Annotated in this window: 16 protein-coding genes; 10 read left to right on the top strand and 6 right to left on the bottom strand. The window is 60.6% G+C overall.

Going from position 1 to position 18,417, the window contains the following annotated elements; genetic code table 11:
* Positions 1–80 precede the first annotated feature (80 nt).
* From QMK55_RS12135 to QMK55_RS12110, 6 genes are all read left to right on the top strand, one after another.
* Positions 81–788: a FadR/GntR family transcriptional regulator gene (locus tag QMK55_RS12135; protein WP_102354836.1), complete on the top strand. Its 708-nt coding sequence runs from the start codon at positions 81–83 to the stop codon at positions 786–788.
* 120 nt (positions 789–908) lie between these two features.
* On the top strand, positions 909–1,238 hold the full coding sequence (gene trxA, locus QMK55_RS12130; RefSeq protein WP_320329250.1) for a thioredoxin TrxA: 330 nt from the start codon (positions 909–911) through the stop codon (positions 1,236–1,238).
* A 249-nt stretch (positions 1,239–1,487) separates the two neighbouring features.
* Positions 1,488–2,747 carry a transcription termination factor Rho gene (rho, locus tag QMK55_RS12125; RefSeq protein ID WP_003229334.1) on the top strand — a complete coding sequence of 420 codons (1,260 nt, stop codon included), beginning with the start codon at positions 1,488–1,490 and terminating at the stop codon, positions 2,745–2,747.
* A gap of 186 nt (positions 2,748–2,933) precedes the next feature.
* Positions 2,934–4,934: an acyltransferase family protein gene (locus QMK55_RS12120; protein WP_320329249.1), complete on the top strand. Its 2,001-nt coding sequence runs from the start codon at positions 2,934–2,936 to the stop codon at positions 4,932–4,934.
* 69 nt (positions 4,935–5,003) lie between these two features.
* Positions 5,004–6,470, top strand: a complete 1,467-nt coding sequence (gene ubiD, locus QMK55_RS12115) for a 4-hydroxy-3-polyprenylbenzoate decarboxylase (RefSeq protein ID WP_102354838.1) — start codon at positions 5,004–5,006, stop codon at positions 6,468–6,470.
* Positions 6,470–7,438: a CDP-6-deoxy-delta-3,4-glucoseen reductase gene (locus QMK55_RS12110; protein WP_320329248.1), complete on the top strand. Its 969-nt coding sequence runs from the start codon at positions 6,470–6,472 to the stop codon at positions 7,436–7,438. The genes ubiD and QMK55_RS12110 overlap by 1 nt, the downstream gene beginning before the upstream one ends.
* A gap of 34 nt (positions 7,439–7,472) precedes the next feature.
* Here the strand turns inward: QMK55_RS12110 and QMK55_RS12105 are convergent, their stop codons facing one another.
* Positions 7,473–7,949, bottom strand: coding sequence for a sn-glycerol-3-phosphate transporter (locus QMK55_RS12105; RefSeq protein ID WP_320329247.1), 477 nt, complete (start codon positions 7,947–7,949; stop codon positions 7,473–7,475).
* 354 nt (positions 7,950–8,303) lie between these two features.
* Between QMK55_RS12105 and QMK55_RS12100 the strand changes: the two genes are divergently transcribed.
* Positions 8,304–8,972, top strand: a complete 669-nt coding sequence (locus QMK55_RS12100; protein ID WP_320329246.1) for a gamma-glutamylcyclotransferase — start codon at positions 8,304–8,306, stop codon at positions 8,970–8,972.
* Here QMK55_RS12100 and glpT read toward each other — a convergent pair.
* Positions 8,948–10,297 carry a glycerol-3-phosphate transporter gene (glpT, locus tag QMK55_RS12095; RefSeq protein ID WP_102354842.1) on the bottom strand — a complete coding sequence of 450 codons (1,350 nt, stop codon included), beginning with the start codon at positions 10,295–10,297 and terminating at the stop codon, positions 8,948–8,950. The two genes, QMK55_RS12100 and glpT, sit on opposite strands and share 25 nt — an antisense overlap.
* Before the next feature lie 226 nt (positions 10,298–10,523).
* Here glpT and QMK55_RS12090 point away from each other — a divergent pair, with 226 nt between their 5' ends.
* Entirely contained in the window at positions 10,524–11,153 is a 630-nt protein-coding gene (locus tag QMK55_RS12090) for a flagellar basal body-associated protein FliL (RefSeq protein ID WP_102354843.1), read from the top strand.
* A gap of 178 nt (positions 11,154–11,331) precedes the next feature.
* A complete protein-coding gene (locus QMK55_RS12085; protein WP_320329245.1) occupies positions 11,332–11,946 on the top strand; it encodes an energy transducer TonB in 615 nt (204 codons plus the stop codon).
* Between the two features lie 95 nt (positions 11,947–12,041).
* On the opposite strand, the gene QMK55_RS12080 is transcribed toward QMK55_RS12085, so the two are convergent.
* The gene (locus QMK55_RS12080; protein ID WP_320329244.1) at positions 12,042–13,019 is read right to left on the bottom strand and encodes an NADPH:quinone oxidoreductase family protein; all 978 of its coding nucleotides are present in this window, start codon (positions 13,017–13,019) and stop codon (positions 12,042–12,044) included.
* Positions 13,020–13,169: 150 nt separating this feature from the next.
* On the opposite strand from QMK55_RS12080, the gene QMK55_RS12075 reads away from it, so the two are divergent.
* On the top strand, positions 13,170–13,577 hold the full coding sequence (locus tag QMK55_RS12075; protein WP_320329243.1) for a flagellar basal body-associated protein FliL: 408 nt from the start codon (positions 13,170–13,172) through the stop codon (positions 13,575–13,577).
* A 16-nt stretch (positions 13,578–13,593) separates the two neighbouring features.
* On the opposite strand, the gene QMK55_RS12070 is transcribed toward QMK55_RS12075, so the two are convergent.
* The 3 genes from QMK55_RS12070 to QMK55_RS12060 are packed head-to-tail and all read right to left on the bottom strand — an operon-like array spanning position 13,594 to position 18,397.
* Positions 13,594–14,712: an ABC transporter permease gene (locus QMK55_RS12070; protein ID WP_102354848.1), complete on the bottom strand. Its 1,119-nt coding sequence runs from the start codon at positions 14,710–14,712 to the stop codon at positions 13,594–13,596.
* A complete protein-coding gene (gene rbbA, locus QMK55_RS12065; RefSeq protein WP_102354849.1) occupies positions 14,712–17,435 on the bottom strand; it encodes a ribosome-associated ATPase/putative transporter RbbA in 2,724 nt (907 codons plus the stop codon). Before rbbA ends, QMK55_RS12070 begins: the two co-directional genes overlap by 1 nt.
* The gene (locus tag QMK55_RS12060; RefSeq protein ID WP_102354850.1) at positions 17,432–18,397 is read right to left on the bottom strand and encodes an HlyD family secretion protein; all 966 of its coding nucleotides are present in this window, start codon (positions 18,395–18,397) and stop codon (positions 17,432–17,434) included. Before QMK55_RS12060 ends, rbbA begins: the two co-directional genes overlap by 4 nt.
* Positions 18,398–18,417 lie beyond the last annotated feature (20 nt).

The following is an 18,417-nucleotide window of genomic DNA, read 5'->3' as shown; positions in this document are numbered from 1 at the left end:
CCCCGCTGGGGCATGACTTGCCGGACTCGGCGAATAGCTTTACAACTAGCCGCACATTGGCCTGACGCATCTGAAAAACCATGAATTCGATTTCCCGTGCGGTACCCGAAGTGGCGCTGCAAGCGATCCGCAAACTGATCACCGACCAGGGTTTCGGCGCGGGCGACGCCTTGCCGTCACAGCGCGATCTGGCGCTGCAACTTGGCGTGAGTCGGGCGTCATTGCGCGAGGCGCTGTCATCGCTGAGTGCGCTGGGTGTGGTCAGCATTCAGCCGGGCAAGGGTGTTTTCGTGCAGGCTCCGGTGGAGTTGTCGCGCGGCGACAGCGCACCGGGCTGGTCGTTTGCGGCGCAGGCCTCGCCGCTCGATATTTTTCAGCTGCGCTATGCGCTGGAAGGGTTTGCGGCCGGGTTGGCGGCGGTAACCTTGAGCACGTTCGATCTGGATGCGCTGGAGGACAACGTTGCGGCGATGCGTGAGCAGTTGAAGGCGGGTGACTTCGAGGCGGCAGCGACGCTCGACTTTGAATTCCACCAGCGCATTCTGTTGGCCAGCGGCAATCAGGCGATGCTGAGCATCCTTACCGCCAGTGCCGAGATCTTTCTCGAGAGCCAGAAGCTACCGTTCATCCGCGCCGAACGGGCCATGGAAACCTGGCAGGAGCACCGCAAGATTCTCCGCGCACTGGCGCGCCGGGCGTCCGCCGCTGCCCAGAAAGCCATGCAGGAGCACGTGCGCAACGCGGCACTGCGTACCGGGATTGCCTTCATCGCCCCCGCCACCGCCTGACTTGAGCTATACCCAGACTCATGGGGCGCCATAGCAAGACTCAATCATCTGCGGCTTCCTGAACAAGGGAAGGGCGGATATGATGGGCCACGTTTTTTTGCTTACAACCTGGAGAATTCCATGAGCAGCGATCTTATCAAACACGTTAGCGACGCTAGCTTCGAAGCCGACGTACTCAAGGCCGAAGGCGCTGTCCTGGTCGATTACTGGGCTGAATGGTGCGGTCCTTGCAAAATGATCGCTCCGGTTCTGGACGAGATTGCTGGTGAATACCAAGGCAAGCTGACCGTTGCCAAACTGAACATCGACGAGAATCAGGAAACCCCGGCCAAGCATGGCGTGCGTGGTATCCCGACGCTGATGTTGTTCAAGAACGGCAACGTTGAAGCGACCAAAGTCGGCGCGCTGTCGAAGTCTCAGTTGAAAGCTTTCCTCGACGCCAACATCTAAGCGTCGCTGTAAATCGCCGAAAAAAAAGCCTCGCAAATTGCGGGGCTTTTTGCGTATTCAGGGCTAGACGCTCCGAAACTCAGGTGGTACATTCGGCCCCGCACTGGTTTCTCCACTGCCCCCTGCTAGCCGTCGCCGACGCACTCCTTTTCGAACAAGTTCGCGATCCTGTCGCCTTCTCCGCGGCGCGGCCTCATTAAGCCAAAAGCTTAATTTCCCCCCCTCCATAAATGATTACGTCATTCCTATATGAATCTGACTGAACTCAAGCAAAAGCCGATTACCGAACTGCTCGAATTGGCCGAACAGATGGGCATAGAAAATATGGCCCGTTCGCGCAAGCAGGACGTGATTTTCTCCCTGCTCAAAAAGCACGCGAAAAGCGGCGAGGAAATCTCCGGTGATGGCGTGCTGGAGATTCTCCAGGACGGCTTCGGCTTCCTGCGCTCCGCTGACGCTTCCTACCTGGCCGGTCCGGACGATATCTACGTCTCGCCAAGCCAGATCCGTCGTTTCAACTTGCGCACCGGTGACACCATCGTTGGCAAGATCCGCCCTCCAAAGGAAGGCGAGCGTTATTTCGCCCTGCTCAAGGTCGACACGATCAACTTCGATCGTCCCGAGAACGCGAAAAACAAGATTCTCTTCGAGAACCTGACCCCGCTGTTCCCGACTGTGCGCATGAAGATGGAAGCCGGCAACGGTTCCACTGAAGACTTGACCGGTCGTGTGATCGACCTGTGCGCCCCGATTGGCAAAGGCCAGCGTGGTCTGATCGTTGCACCGCCCAAAGCCGGTAAAACGATCATGCTGCAGAACATCGCAGCGAATATCGCCCGTAATAACCCTGAAGTTCACCTGATTGTGCTGCTGATCGACGAACGTCCGGAAGAAGTAACCGAAATGCAGCGCACCGTGCGCGGCGAAGTGGTTGCCTCGACTTTCGACGAGCCGCCGACCCGCCACGTTCAGGTTGCCGAAATGGTGATCGAGAAGGCCAAGCGCCTGGTCGAACACAAGAAGGACGTGGTGATCCTGCTCGACTCCATCACCCGTCTGGCCCGTGCCTACAACACCGTGATCCCGAGCTCCGGCAAGGTCCTGACCGGTGGTGTCGATGCTCACGCCCTGGAGAAGCCAAAGCGTTTCTTCGGTGCTGCGCGCAACATCGAAGAAGGCGGCTCGCTGACCATTATCGCCACCGCACTGGTTGAAACCGGTTCGAAAATGGACGAAGTGATCTACGAAGAGTTCAAGGGTACCGGCAACATGGAACTGCCGCTGGACCGCAAGATTGCGGAAAAGCGCGTGTTCCCGGCCATCAACATCAACCGTTCCGGCACCCGCCGCGAAGAGTTGCTGACCGCCGACGACGAACTGCAGCGCATGTGGATTCTGCGCAAGCTGCTGCACCCGATGGACGAAGTCGCAGCGATCGAGTTCCTGGTCGACAAGCTGAAAACGACCAAGACCAACGACGAGTTCTTCCTGTCGATGAAGCGCAAGTAACATCGCAGGTAGTACCCGAAAATGGCATCCCGTACGGGATGCCATTTTTTTTGCCTGAATTATGGGAGGTTCGTGATCTGTTAAGGTCTGTCACTGGGCAAAAACAACAAGCAGCATTCGTGAGCCTCTTCGAGTCAGAGGCTCAAGCTGTACAAAAAACAACCATCTGATTGGCATTAAAGATTTATGAGCACACTCGCTTATCGAAGGGATATCGACGGCCTGCGCGCAGTCGCGGTGATCGCCGTGGTGCTGTTCCACTTTGGCGTCCCGGGGTTTACCGGCGGTTTTGTCGGCGTGGACGTGTTCTTCGTGATTTCCGGCTACCTCATTACTTCGATCATCTGGAACCAGCGTCAGGCGGGTCGTTTCAGTTTCGTCGAGTTCTGGGCGCGGCGTGCGCGGCGGATTCTGCCGGCGCTGTTCGCGATGATCATTGCGGTGCTGGCGGTGGGCTGGTTCCTGCTGGCTCCCAAGGACTATGAAGAGCTAGGGCGCTCGGTGCGTTACCAGGTGACGTTCGTCTCGAACATCCTGTTCATGCGCCAGGACGGCTACTTCGATGTCGCCTCTGACCTGAAACCGCTGCTGCACACCTGGTCGCTGGCGGTGGAAGAGCAGTTCTACATTGTCTTTCCGCTGCTGCTGACGTTGCTCTCGAGCCGGCTGAAACACTGGCGGCTGGCGCTGTTCGGCGTGCTGCTGGTGTCGTTCGGGCTGAGTGTGTGGGCAATCAATCATCACCCGGAAAAAGCCTTCTTCCTGCTGCCGATGCGGGCCTGGGAGTTGCTGGCCGGGGCGATGCTGGCGATTGCGCCGAAACACGCCTGGCGCTTGAAACCGCTGGCCGCCCAGGCCTTGAGCCTGCTGGGCATGGGGCTGATCCTGCTGGCGGTGTTCGTCTACGACAAGTCGACGCCGTTCCCGGGGGCCACCGCATTGTTGCCGGTGCTGGGCGTAGTGCTGCTGATTCTGGCCAATGGTCATCGTGAAACAGTGGTTGGTCAATTGTTGAGCAGTCGGGTGATGGTCGGCCTCGGTCTGATTTCCTATTCCTGGTATTTGTGGCATTGGCCGGTGTTCGTTTTTTCCAGCTACGCCAGTGTCGATGAACCGGGCGTGCTCGATACGGCTGGCTTGATCCTGTTGACGCTGGTACTCGGTTATCTGTCGTGGAAACTCGTCGAAACCCCGTTCCGTGAGCGGCGTTTGCTGGCCGGGCGTCGCCAGGTATTGCTCGCGGGTTTATGCGGCATTCTGGTGCTCGGTCTGGCCGGGCAATCCCTGCGCTGGACCGATGGCCTGCCATGGCGCCTGTCCGAGCAGGCTCTGCAATACGCCAAGGGCCGCGAGTGGCGACCGGAGTTGATGGCGTGTCTGGCGGACGACAAGACCCCTGACGACAAGCTGTTCTGCCATTACGGCGTGACGGATCTGCCGACCCGCGCGATGGTCTGGGGCGACAGTCACGCCACCGCGTTGATCCCGGTGTTCGATGACGGTGCCAAGGCCCATGGCGTTAGCGTGATCCTGGCCAGTTCCCCGGGGTGTATCCCGGTCGATGGGCTGGAACATGACGGTGTTTGTGCGCGCTTCAACAAGCGGGTCGAGCAGGGGCTGAAGGCGCAGTCGGTCAGCGATGTGGTGCTGGTCGCGCGGTGGAGCCTGTATCTGTACGGCGATGCCAAAGGCGATCTGGGCCACGTATTGAGAACACCTGATGGCCGTTACGACCGCGCCGACGCCGAGCGGCGTCTGGCTGAAGGTCTGCGGGCACGGGTGGCGCAATTGCGCGCTGGCGGGCATCGCGTGTGGCTGGTGAAAGAGGCGCCGTTGCAAGCCTTCAGCCCGCCGTATCGGCTGACGCGTCTGGCGATGCTCGATCGTCCGGTCGATGACGTCGGTCTGGACGTCGAGGTGCACCACAAGCGCCAGGTGTTCATCAGTCAGTTGTTCGCGCTGCTGGCGCAGGTTGACCCGGCCGTGCATGTAGTCGATCCGGCGCCGCGCCTGTGTGATGACAAGGGCCTGTGCCACGCTGAACTCGGCGGTTATTCGCTGTACACCGATGACAATCATCTGTCCGAAGTCGGTGCGCGCTTCGTGGCGCCGCTCCTCGAGCCGCTGTTTATCGGCCTGCAAGCCCGGGAAAACCTTGGAAAAGCACAGACGAATGCAGCCAAGTAGGCAGCGACAGGCTGCCACAGGCCGGCATAGCAGGTAGGATGTACGCCTATTTTGAGGGTGCCATCGTCAATGAAATTCAAGGATCTTCGGGATTTCGTGCAGCAGCTTGAGCAGCGCGGAGAGTTGAAACGCATCCAGATTCCCGTCTCGCCGGTGCTGGAGATGACCGAGGTGTGCGACCGCACACTGCGGGCCAAGGGCCCGGCGCTGCTGTTCGAAAAGCCCACCGGCTATGACATCCCGGTGCTCGGCAACCTGTTCGGCACCCCCGAGCGGGTCGCCATGGGCATGGGCGCCGAGTCGGTCAGCGAGCTGCGCGAAATCGGCAAGCTGCTGGCCTTCCTCAAGGAGCCGGAGCCGCCGAAGGGCTTGAAGGATGCGTGGTCGAAACTGCCGATCTTCCGCAAGATCATCGCGATGGCACCGAAAGTCGTCAAAGACGCGGTGTGCCAGGAAGTGGTTATCGAAGGCGACGACGTCGACCTGGCGATGCTGCCGGTGCAGACCTGCTGGCCCGGCGATGTCGGCCCGCTGATCACCTGGGGCCTGACCGTCACCAAAGGCCCGAACAAGGACCGTCAGAACCTCGGCATCTACCGTCAGCAAGTGATCGGCCGCAACAAGGTGATCATGCGCTGGCTCAGCCACCGTGGCGGCGCGCTGGATTTTCGCGAGTGGTGTGAGAAGCACCCGGGTCAGCCGTTCCCGGTGTCTGTAGCGTTGGGCGCTGACCCGGCGACCATCCTCGGCGCCGTGACGCCGGTGCCGGACAGCCTTTCCGAATACGCCTTCGCCGGTCTGCTGCGCGGTAACCGCACCGAACTGGTCAAGTGCCGTGGCAACGACCTGCAAGTGCCGGCCACTGCCGAGATCATCCTCGAAGGCGTGATCCACCCGGGCGAGATGGCCGACGAAGGCCCGTACGGCGACCACACCGGTTACTACAACGAAGTCGACAGCTTCCCGGTGTTCACCGTCGAACGCATCACCCACCGGATCAAACCGATCTACCACAGCACCTATACCGGTCGTCCGCCGGATGAGCCGGCGATCCTCGGCGTGGCGCTGAACGAAGTGTTCGTGCCGATCCTGCAGAAGCAGTTCCCGGAGATCACCGACTTCTACCTGCCGCCAGAAGGCTGCTCGTACCGCATGGCCATCGTGACCATGAAGAAGTCGTATCCGGGGCATGCCAAGCGCGTGATGCTCGGTGTCTGGTCGTTTTTGCGACAGTTCATGTACACCAAGTTCGTTATCGTCACTGACGACGATATCAACGCCCGGGACTGGAACGACGTGATCTGGGCCATTACCACGCGCATGGACCCCAAGCGCGACACGGTGATGATCGACAACACGCCGATCGACTACCTCGACTTCGCCTCGCCGGTTTCCGGCCTGGGCTCGAAAATGGGCCTGGATGCCACCCACAAGTGGCCGGGCGAAACCACTCGCGAGTGGGGTCGCGTGATCGTCAAGGACGACGCCGTCACCCAGCGGATCGATGCCATCTGGAATCAGTTAGGAATAGATTGATGCGTGTAACCCTGCAGCCCTCCGGAGCGGTGCTTGAGATACGGCCCGGCGAGCGGATTCTCGATGGCGCTCGGCGCCTGGGCTACGAATGCCCGCAAAGCTGTCGCAACGGCAATTGCCATGTATGTGCGGCGCTGCTGGTGGAAGGCCGGGTCGAGCAGGCCGGCAAGGTGCACGACCACGGCGAGTTCTACACTTGCATAGCCGAGCCGCTGGAAGACTGCATCCTGCTGTGGGATGGCGTGCTCGCGCTGGGAGAACTGCCGGTGCGCAGCCTGTCGTGTCAGGTCATCGAATGCCGGGACGTCGGCGGCGACACCTGGCGCGTGCGCTTGCGGGCGCCGGCCGGCAAGTCGCCGCGCTATCACGCCGGGCAGTACCTGATGATCGAGCGCGAAAGCGGCGAGAAGTCGGCGTTCTCCATGGCCTCGGCACCGCACGGCGGGCGTGACCTGGAAATCCACGTACTGGCGCGCGAGGCCAGTGCGTTGAGCCTGATCGAGCAACTGCAACGCAACCCGCTGGTGCGCGTCGAGCTACCATTCGGCGACACTCATCTCGCCGAACTGCCCGACGGTCCGCTGGTGCTGATCGCCGCCGGTACTGGCATGGGCCAGATCCACAGCCTGATCGAACACTGCCGCGCCAACGGCTTCAAACACCCGGTGCATTTGTACTGGGGTGTACGTCGTCCGGAGGATTTCTACGAAATCGAACACTGGGATGAGTGGCTGAGGCTGCCCAACCTGTTCCTGCACAAAGTGGTCAGCGACCAGTGCGGTTGGGAAGGGCGCTGCGGGATGTTGCACCAGGCCGTGTGCGAAGACTTCGCGGATCTGAAGTCCCTGCATGTCTACGCCAGCGGCTCGCCGGCAATGGTCTACGGCACGCTGGATGCGCTGGTGGAAGCCGGGATGGATGCGCACCAGATGCGCGCCGATGTATTTGCCTACGCGCCACGCTCTTGAGCCGCGCGAATTGAGCCGAGCCTGAGCCCCACCCCTAGAAACGTACGCCGGTAGTCACCATCGCCGCGTTGGCGCCGAGGAATACCAACTCGGCGGCCAATGGGCCGTAGTGAGTACCGATGGACGGAATGATCACCGGCGCAACGCCGTAGCGATTCAACGGGATCTTGTCCTTGTAATCACCGCGATAACCCTGCAACAGCCCACCGGTGACTTTCAGATAAACCGGATACTCGCTGCTGTCATAGCGTTTGCCGACATACGCATAGTTCGAGCGCTGGCGGAACGAATTGCGGAAAGTTGCCCCGCCCCATACCCAGCCGGAAGCCTGATTGCGTTCGATGCCGATCAAGTCCTGATGATTATTGTGTTCGGGGTCGGGCGAGTAATGTCGGGTATAGACACTGGTCTGTGCGTACCAGAAGCCCTTGTCCTTCTGTGAGTCATCCTCGGCCAAAGCCTGGCCGGTCTGAATCAACAACAATGCGGCCAACAGCCTTGGTTTTTTCATGATGCAGCCTCGGTCAAACGGGATGGCTTGCGCCAGAGGAAGGCCGTTATACGTAGGCGTTCAGCGACGGGAAAGACAGAAAGTCCGACATTTTAGTAGGAAGTTTCCTGCATTTTCTTGAACCGATCCTGAACAAGCGAAGGCTTATGCATATTTCATTCGGGTATTTAAGATATTTTGGCAATGGTATTAGGCTATATAAAACCCGTTAGCCGAGGCTGATAATTGCGCTTTAGTGCTATCGGGCAGGTCATACATCCTTTAGCACTTTTCGTTTTACAGTTACTGCTATATGTTCTATCAAGCGAATTGTGCTTACATCTTGTAATACTTGCGGGGCCGAACACTTCCTTCATGACAGCCATTGAATCTGCTTTTGTGAATCTGGCTTACCCTCCGCGGCTCGATCTGGGGCCGCAGCTGACACACGAACAACTTCTCGTCTCGATGCAATCGACCATGGCGCGCCACAAGGGCGGGCCGGTGTGGCTGTTTGCCTACGGTTCGCTGATCTGGCGCCCGGAATGTACGGCGGTGGAGCGGGTGCGCGGGCGAGTCCATGGCTACCATCGCGGCCTGTACCTGTGGTCGCACGAGCATCGCGGGACGCCGGAAATGCCCGGGCTGGTGTTTGGTCTGGATCGCGGTGGTTCGTGCAGCGGCTTCGCCTATCGGCTGCCGGAAGAAAATCTCGACGGTGCGCTGTACGCGCTATGGAAACGCGAAATGCCGTTCCCGTCCTATCGCCCACACTGGCTCAACTGCCGGCTCGAAGATGGCAGTCAGGTGCAGGCTTTAGGATTTGTCTTGGAGCGACACCTGCCCAGCTATGCCGGTAACTTGCCGGATCATGTGCTGAGCCAGGTGTTTGAAAGCGCTTGCGGGCGGTATGGCACGACTCGCGATTATGTCGAGCAGACCGCCCACGCCCTGCGCAGCCACGCCATGCCGGATCGAAATCTGGAGGCGCGTCTCAAGCGCTGCAAGTCAAAGGTCGATCAGGCGAGCGCCTCACGGCTCTGACTGGCGACGTTCTTGTGCCACAAGGTCGGAGCCAGGCAAACCATCGCCATGATGCAGCCGCCCACCAGCAGCACGAAGCCGCCGTCCCAGCCGAAATGGTCCACGGTGTAGCCCATCGCTGCACTGGCCGCGACCGACCCACCCAGATAACCAAACAGACCGGTGAAGCCTGCTGCAGTACCGGCGGCTTTCTTCGGTGCAAGTTCCAGTGCCTGCAAACCGGTCAACATCACCGGGCCATAGATCAGGAAGCCAATGGAGAACAGCGCGATCATGTCGATGGTCGGGTTGCCAGGCGGGTTGAGCCAGTAGACCAGCGTCGCCACGGTGACCAGCGCCATGAATACCATGCCGGTCAGGCCACGATTGCCACGGAAGATCTTGTCTGACATCCAGCCACACAGCAGCGTGCCTGGAATACCGGCCCACTCGTAGAAGAAGTACGCCCACGACGTGGTGTCCACGGTGAAGTGCTTGGCTTCCTTCAGATACGTCGGGGCCCAGTCCAGTACGCCATAGCGCAGCAGGTAGACGAAGACGTTGGCCATGGCCACGTACCAGAGCATTTTGTTGCGCAGCACGTACTTGACGAAGATTTCCTTGGTGCTGAATTCGTCTTCGTGGCTGGCATCGTAGCCTTCGGGGTAATCGTTCTTGTACTGTTCGATTGGCGGCAGGCCAACCGATTGCGGGGTGTCGCGCATGGTCATGAACGCGAACGCCGCCACACCCAGGGCCACTGCAGCCGGCACGTAGAATGCCGCATGCCAGTCATTGAACAGGCCCATGCCGAGCAGGAACAACGGACCGATCAGGCCACCACCCACGTTGTGCGCCACGTTCCATACCGACACCACGCCGCCGCGCTCTTTCTGCGACCACCAGTGCACCATGGTCCGACCGCTCGGCGGCCAACCCATGCCCTGAGCCCAGCCGTTGATGAACAACAGAATGAACATCATGGTCACGCTGGACGTGGCCCACGGTGCAAAACCGAAGACGAACATCACGCCTGCCGAGATCAGCAAGCCGAACGGCAGGAAGTAACGTGGGTTGGAACGATCGGACACCAGGCCCATCAAGAACTTCGACAAGCCGTAAGCGATCGCGATGGCTGACATTGCCACACCTAACTGACCCCGGGTGTAGCCCTCGTCGATCAGGTACGGCATGGCCAGCGAGAAGTTTTTGCGCAGCAGGTAGTAACCGGCGTAACCAAAGAAGATACCGGCGAAGATCTGCCAGCGCAGGCGTCGGTAAGTACTGTCTATTTTTTCTTCAGGCAATGGAGCCTGATGTGCGGCAGGTCGAAAGAAAGCAAACATTCAAGGGCTCCAGATTTCTTGTTTTGACTGCGGATGCGAATGTTACAGTTTCGTTACCGAAAATAGCACCGGTTCGCATCGGCAAAACAGCGGAAAATGTTGGAAGTCGCATGTTCTTTTACGAACCTGTCGCTCAGCTGTAAGAACGGGGCGTTTTCACCACTTTTGAACATGGTGTGGCATAGACTCGCGGCCAGTTCAGCCGATTGATCAGCAGAGATAAGAAATGCCACTGAAGGTTCGCAGATTGATGCCGAGGTTTTTGGTGGCGGCGGGGCTCGCCCTTGTCATGCTGGGCTTGATTGTCGTCGATCATCCTTCCCATTCCGGCCTGCGCAACGCGACGGTGCTGATCATTCGGCATGCGGAAAAACCGGATGTGGGATCAGTGCTCAATGCTCGAGGCGAACAGCGTGCGGCCGCCTACGTCGACTATTTCAACCCGCTGAAACTCGACGGCCAGACTCTTGTTCCCCAGCGCTTGATCGCTGCTGGCGACACCCCGGAGAGTGCACGCTCACGGTTGACCCTGACGCCATTGGCCCAGCGTCTGAACCTTGCAATTGAGCAGCCCTACGTCAATGGTGATCTTCATCAACTGGTCAAACTGTTGCGCAAGAGCAATCAGGCGCAAACGGTTCTGATCGCCTGGCACCACGGCCATATCAACAAACTGATCAAAGCCTTTGGCGGCGATGCCACCGCATTGATGGGGCAGGAAAAATGGCCGGATGATGTCTTCGACTGGCTGATTGTCCTGCGCTTCGATGACAAGGGACGGCTTATCCCATCTCGCAGCCTGAAGGTGCAAGAGCATCTGTTGCCGGGTGACGTTGCCGGGCCGAGCGGCGGCTAAACGTCCGTCAGAAAATTTACCTGCTGCCATTTGCCCAGCGGTTTCGTCAGGTTTCCCATCGGGATCAGGAAATGTCCTGCACCCAAAAGCGAAGCTGCGCCATTCAGTTAAAAGGCCGCGCTCCGTAACCTTTGTGCTGTTGCCGGATAAGGCATCTCACTAGGGAAGGGGCGCGAACATGCGGTGGTTTTTTGCTGGGCTTTTGTTGACGATCTTCAGTCTGGCGCTGGCGGCAGAAGGGTTGCTCATCCCTGAACACAACCCCAAGCCGATTTACCCCAGAGCGTTGCACAGGGCCGGGATCGATGGCGAGGTCAAGGTCAGCTTCATCGTCAAGGCGGATGGTTCGGTCAACGGGATCAGCATTGTGCACAGTGATCATCCAGAACTGGCGGAAGCAGCCCGGGAGGCGATAGCGCAGTGGCGATTCAAGCCCTGGACGGTCGATGAAGGTCGGCCGGCGGAACAGCCGGTGCTGGCGCCAATGCTCTTCCGGCTTCATCAGGATCAGCCGATCCACCTCAACCAGTGGCTGCAGACAGTGAAATGTCGAGTAATCAACGATAGCTTCAGGAACCTGCCAGAGTACGCGTGGGTTGATGCGCAGATATTCAATGACACCCGCGCATACGTCTCCAACGTCATCCACCAGAGCCAGTTGGCGAATGAACAGCGTCTGGCGATCATTGCAAAGATCAACCGGCGCGTCCCCATGATCGTCAGAGGTTGCCGGGAAAACCCGATGCGCAAATACATGAGTTTTTTGCCGCGGGAGGTTCGTGAGTTGCTATGAGAGGCAGCAACGCAGCGCCGCTGTGGGTGACGCTGCGTTAGTGGCTTTCGGGCTCGAGCCGGTTCTTGGGGGAAATATCCGGCCTGAACAACAACTCAGCGCACCTGCACCACCACCTTGCCCACCGCCTTGCGCTGCCCCAGATCATTGATCGCCTGCGCCGCGTTGCTCAGTGGATACACCTGCGACACGAAGGGTTTGAGCTTGCCTTCGGCGAACCAGCCGAACAGTTGCTGGAAGTTCGCCGCGTTGTCCTGCGGCTGGCGTTGGGCGAAGGAACCCCAGAACACACCGAGTACCGCCGCGCCTTTGAGCAGGGCGAGGTTGACCGGCAGTTCCGGGATGCGCCCGCTGGCGAAGCCGACCACCAGCAGCCGACCATTCCAGGCGATGGCGCGGATGGCCTGGTCAAACAGGTCGCCGCCGACCGGATCGTAGATCACGTCGGCGCCCTGGCCGTCGGTAAGGCGTTTGATTTCATCCTTGAGATTGGCTTCGCTGTAGTTGATCAGTTCGTCGGCGCCGGCTGCCTTGGCCACGGCGAGTTTCTCCGCGCTGCTGGCGGCAGCGATGACGCGGGCGCCCATGGCTTTGCCGATTTCCACTGCCGCGAGGCCGACGCCACCGGAAGCGCCGAGCACCAGCAGGGTTTCGCCCGGTTGCAGGTTGGCCCGTTGTTTAAGAGCGTGCATCGAGGTGCCATAGGTCATGCTGAACGCGGCGGCGGTGTTGAAGTCCATCGACGGCGGGATCGGCAGGACGTTGTAGCCCGGCACCGCGACCTGTTCGGCAAAGCTGCCCCAACCGGTCAGGGCCATGACCCGGTCGCCGACCTTCAGGTGGCTGACCTTTTCGCCCACGGCGCTGACCACACCAGCCGCTTCGCCCCCTGGGGAAAACGGGAAGGGCGGCTTGAACTGGTATTTGCCCTCGATGATCAGCGTGTCCGGGAAGTTGACCCCGGCGGCGTGCACCTCCAGCAAGATTTCGTTCTTCTTCAGGGCAGGACTGGCGACGTCTTCCAGCACCAGCGATTCGGCAGGGCCGAAGGCTTTGCACAGCACGGCTTTCATCAGGGCTATTCCTTTGGGAGTGATGGCCGATAAGTGTAGGTGTGTCAGTCAACGGGTCAACGAGCATGCCCGACCCTGATAGTCAGCCATAAGCTTGTGCTTGCGCGGCGGGTCGTTATGCTAGGCCGCAAACCGGATAAGGAGCGAATTGTGAAAGCGTGGATCATGTTGTTGCTGGCCCTGTCTCTGCCTGTGGCAGCGCTGGCCGAAGAAGCCAAAGAAGGCGAGGCGCCGAAGGTCAACTACATCACCTTGAGTCCGCCGTTCGTGGGCAACTACGGGCTGGACGGCACGCCGAAGCTGAAGGTCTACAAGGCCGACGTGGCGCTGCGTGTGACCGGCGAAGAGGCGACCAAACTGGTCAAGGCCAACGAGCCGATGATCCGCAATCAACTGGTGGCGCTGTTCACTCAGCAGACGACCGAGGCGATGGGCAGCATCGAAGGCAAGGAAAAGCTGCGTCAGGAAGCCCTGAAGCAGACCCAGCAAGTCATGAATGACGAGACCGGCAAGCCGGTGGTTGAAGACCTGTTGTTCAACAACCTGATCATTCAGTAACCACGCTGGCTGCTGTTCAGGACGCCAGGCTTTTGCGAAAGCGCGCCAGCGCGATGAGGAAGAACAGCAGGCCGATGGCCGTCAGCGCCAGCAAGTCTGGCCAGACCACGCTCAGCCCGGCGTCGCGAAACAAAATCGCGGCGCTGAGGCTGACAAAATGCGTGGACGGTGAGCCCTGCATGACCCACTGCAGCCATTGCGGCATGCTGTCCAATGGCGTGCTGCCGCCCGACAGCAGCAACATCGGGATGATCACCGGAATCGCCAGCAGGCCGAACTGCGGCGTCGAGCGCGCCAGTGTCGCCAGAAAGATGCCCAACGCGGTACTGGCAAACAGGTAAACCGCGGTCACCAGCAAAAACAGGCTCATCGAGCCGGCCAGCGGCACACCCAACAGGCCTTTGACCACCACCTCCAGCGACAGCCAGGTGCATAGCGCCACCACCAGCAGGTTGCTCCAGATCTTCGCCAGCATGATTTCCAGCGCCGTCAGCGGCAGCACCAGCAAATGGTCGAGTGTGCCATGTTCGCGTTCGCGCAGCAGCGCCGTGCCGGTCAGGATGATCGCCAGAATGGTGATGTTGTTGACGATCTGAATCACCGCGAGAAACCAGCCGCCCTCCAGGTTGGTGTTGAACAGCGCGCGGGTGGTCAGTTGAATCGGTGTCTTGGTCGCGGCATCGTTCTGGCCGCCATAGGCCTGCAGCTCACGCTGGAAGATCCGGCCGATGTAACCGGCGCCCATGAACGCCTGGCTCATGGCAGTGGCGTCGACGTTGACCTGAATGGCCGGTTGCCGCGCCGCCAGCAGATCGGTTTGAAAACCTGCCGGAATGTTGATCACGAAGGTGTACTGGCCGCTGTCCATGACCTGATCCAGTTGCGGGTAGGGCAGCAGCACCGGCGTCTGGAACTCCGGAGGTTGCAGGGCCTGGGCCAACTGGCGCGAGAGGGCGCTGTGATCTTCGTCGACGATGGCCACGCTGGCATTGTGCACGCCGATCACCGATCCGGCGGCGGGCATGTAGATCGCCACGGTGAAGGCGTAGAACAGGAACAGCAGCAACACGCTGTCGTGGCGCAGGCTGGTCAGTTCCTTGAGTCCCAGGCGCAGGATGTGCGTGAACTTGTGCATCAGGCCTCCTGCTTTTTCAGCATGATCAGGCTCAGCCCGGTGAACCCGACAAAGAACCCGAACAGCGCCAGGCACTGCGGCCACAGTTGCCGCAAGTCCAGCGCTTTGGTGAACGTGCCCACCGCAATGTCGAGGAAGTGGCCCGCCGGAAACAGCATGCCCATCACCGCTGCCGCCCCCTCCAGCGAAGAGCGCGGCACGATCAGCCCGGAGAACTGGATGGTCGGCAGGCTGGTGATGATCATGGTGCCGAGGATCGCCGCGATTTGCGTGCGGGTGAACGCCGAGATCAGCAGGCCCATGCTAGTGGTCGCCAGCACATACAGCAGGCCGCCGAACGTCAGGGTCAGCAGGCTGCCCTTGAACGGCACGCCGAACAGCCAGCGGTTCATCGCCACCAGCAGCGCGAGATTGACCAGGCTGATCAGCAGGTACGGCGCCTGTTTGCCCAGCAGAAACTCCAGGCGGGTCAGGGGCGTGGCGTAGAAGTTGGTGATCGAGCCCAGTTCTTTTTCGCGCACGATGCCGAGCGCGGTCAACATCGCCGGAATGAACGCCAGAATCAGCGCCATGACCCCGGGGCCGATGGCGTTGACGCTGACCACATCCTGGTTGTAGCGAAAGCGGGTTTCCAGGTTGGCAGCCGCTGGGTGACTCATTGCAGGGCTGCTCTGCTCGGCAAGTTGTTGCAGATTGGCCAAGTGCACGGCTTCGACATAATTGCGGCTGGTCTCGGCGCGAAACGGCATGCCGCCATCCAGCCACGCCGCCACCGCAGGCTGGCGTCTGGCGTACAGGTCGCGGCCAAATCCGGGCGGGATTTCCAGCGCCAGTTTGATTTCCGAGCGTTGCAGGCGGCGGTGCAGCTCTTGAGCGTTGTGGATGGTCGGCCGTTCATCGAAGTAACGCGAGCCACGAAAGGCTTCCAGATAGGTTCGGCTCTGCGGTGTCTGATCCTGGTCGTACACGGCGAACGCGAGGTTTTCCACGTCCAGGGAAATCCCGTAGCCGAAAATCACCATCATGAAAATCGCCCCCGCCAGCGCAAACGCCATGCGTACCTTGTCGCGCAGCAGTTCCTTGCCTTCGCGGCTGGCTACCGCCAGCAGGCGACCGAGGCTGAAACCGCGCTGCTTGAGCGGGGGCGCCGCGCCCGTTGGTGCTGTTGGCGATTCACTCGCGGGAGGCGACTGGGCAGTGTCCTGAGCCTGTTCCAGGCACGTTACGAAAGCCGCTTCCAGCGTCTCTCCGGCGAACTGCCGTTGCAGCGCCGCCGGGGTGTCGCAAGCGAGGACTTTGCCGGCGTGCATCAGCGAGATGCGGTCGCAGCGCTGGGCTTCGTTCATGAAGTGAGTGGAGAGGAAAATCGTCACGCCTTGCTCGCGGGACAGTTCAATCAACAGTCGCCAAAAGTCATCACGGGCTGCCGGGTCGACGCCGGAAGTCGGCTCATCGAGGATCAGCACTTCCGGGCGATGCAAGACGGCCACTGCCAGCGACAGGCGTTGGCGCAGCCCCAGAGGCAGGGCGCCGGACGGTTGATCGGCGACGCTGAGCAGGTTGAAGCGTTGAATCAATGCGTCGATGCGTTGCGCGCTTTCGGTCTTGGGCAAGTCGAACAGTCGAGCGTGCAGGTCAAGGTTCTGCCGCACGCTGAGTTCGCCATACAGCGAAAAGCTCTGGGACATGAACCCGACCCGCTTGCGCGTGGCCAGATCCTTGGCGTCCACCGGATTGCCTAGCAGTGTCGCGCTGCCCTCGCTGGCCGGCATCAGTCCGGTCAGGACTTTCATGGTGGTGGTCTTGCCGCAGCCGTTGGAGCCAAGAAAGCCGAAAATCTCGCCGCGACCGATGGCGAAGCTGACGTGATCCACCGCCGTGAAATCGCCGAAACGCAGTGTCAGGTCATGGGCCTCGATGGCAATGTCGCTGGTGCCGCCAGTACGTGGCGGAATCACCAGCGGCTGAGCGTCATGTTGGCTGTCGCCCTGGAAATGTGTGAAAGCTTCATCGAGTTTGCCGCTGGGGGTGACAGCTGCCAGCTCGCGGCTCAGGCCGGTGGCAATCAACTGGCCGTTGTCGAGCATCAGGCAATGCTCGAACTGTTCGGCTTCTTCCATATAAGCCGTGGCGACCAGCAGGGTCAGTTGCGGGCGCTCGCGCCGCACGTCGTCGATCAACTCCCAGAAGCGCCGGCGTGACAGTGGGTCGACGCCGGTGGTCGGTTCATCGAGGATCAACAGGTCTGGCTCATGGATCAGCGCGCAGCACAGGCCCAGTTTCTGTTTCATGCCGCCGGATAACTTGCCGGCGGGACGCTCGGCGAATTTCAACAGGTCAGTGGCCAGCAGCAGGTTGTGCATGCGCTGCTCGCTGTCGCCTTTCGACAGGCCGAACAGCGTGGCAAAGAACTGGATGTTTTCGCGGATCGACAGTTCGGGATACAGGTTGCCGCCCAGCCCCTGGGGCATGAAGGCGATGCGTGCATACAGCGTGTCGCGGTGGCGGCGCTGCTGAATCGGCCCGCCGAGGACGTCCAGTTGCCCCTGTTGCAAGGCCTTCACCCCGGCGATCAGCCCCAGCAGGCTGGACTTGCCCGCGCCATCGGGACCGATCAGCCCGCAACGGGTGCCGGCGGGCAGGCTGAACGTGATATCGCTCAGGGCTTGCTGCTTGCCGTAGCGGTGCGCGATAGCGTTCGCCTGAACCGCGAGGCTGTTCATTGCAAATTGGCCGGCCAGACGATCGGCGCGGTGCGTACATAACCGGCGCCGGGCATGCCCGGTTTGGCTTGCGGCACGGCGCTGGGTTGCAACAGGCGCAGCTTGACGCGGAACACCAGTTTTTGCCGCTCGTCGCGGGTCTCGACCTCTTTCGGAGTGAACTGCGACTTGCCGGCGACGAAACTGATCTTCGCCGGCAACGGCTTGTCGGGCAGGGCGTCGAGCAGCACCCGGGCTTCATCGCCCACCGCCAGACGTCCGGCCACGGAGGCTGACAGGTAGAGGTTCATGTACTGGTCGTTGGGGTCGATCAACAGCAACACCCGGCCGCCTGCCCCCAGCACTTCGCCGGGTTCGGCCATGCGCAACTGGATCACCCCGTCAATCGGCGCGCGTAACTGACTGTCGTCGATCTCACTGGTCAGCTGCGCGACCTGGGCCTGTGCCGCACCGATCGCCGCACTGACTGCCGATACCTGGGCGCGGGCCGCCGTCACCGCAGCGTTGCCGGTGCCGATGCGCGACTGCAATTGATCGATGATCTGGGCGCTGACGTAACCGTGCTTGAACAGCGATTGCGAACGCCCCAGCTCTTGCTGGGCCAACAGCAATTCACTCTGGCGCAATTGCACATTGGCCTGGGCGGCGTTGAGGTTTTCCCGGGCGCGCAAGACTTCGGCTTCGGCCTGAATGCGCTGGGCTTCGAGGGTGCGGGTGTCCATGCGGGCGAGCAGTTGGCCCTTGTTGACCTTGTCACCTTCATCCACCAGCACCTCGGCCAGGCGCCCGGGTGTCTTGCTGGCGATCTGCACCTCGGTGGCTTCCAGCCGCCCGTTGCCCATCGACAGACCCTCGACCAGTCTGCTGCTGATCGACATCCAGTAACCGACCCCGCCGGCGGCGGCGAGTAACACCAGAAGCGAACCGGCGTATAAAAATGAAGAGCGGCTGTGCGTCGACATGGGGGCATCCTGCGGCTGTG

This window comes from Pseudomonas sp. P8_229, assembly GCF_034008635.1.
Classification (GTDB): domain Bacteria; phylum Pseudomonadota; class Gammaproteobacteria; order Pseudomonadales; family Pseudomonadaceae; genus Aquipseudomonas.
This window is presented reverse-complemented; position numbering and strand designations above follow the sequence as displayed.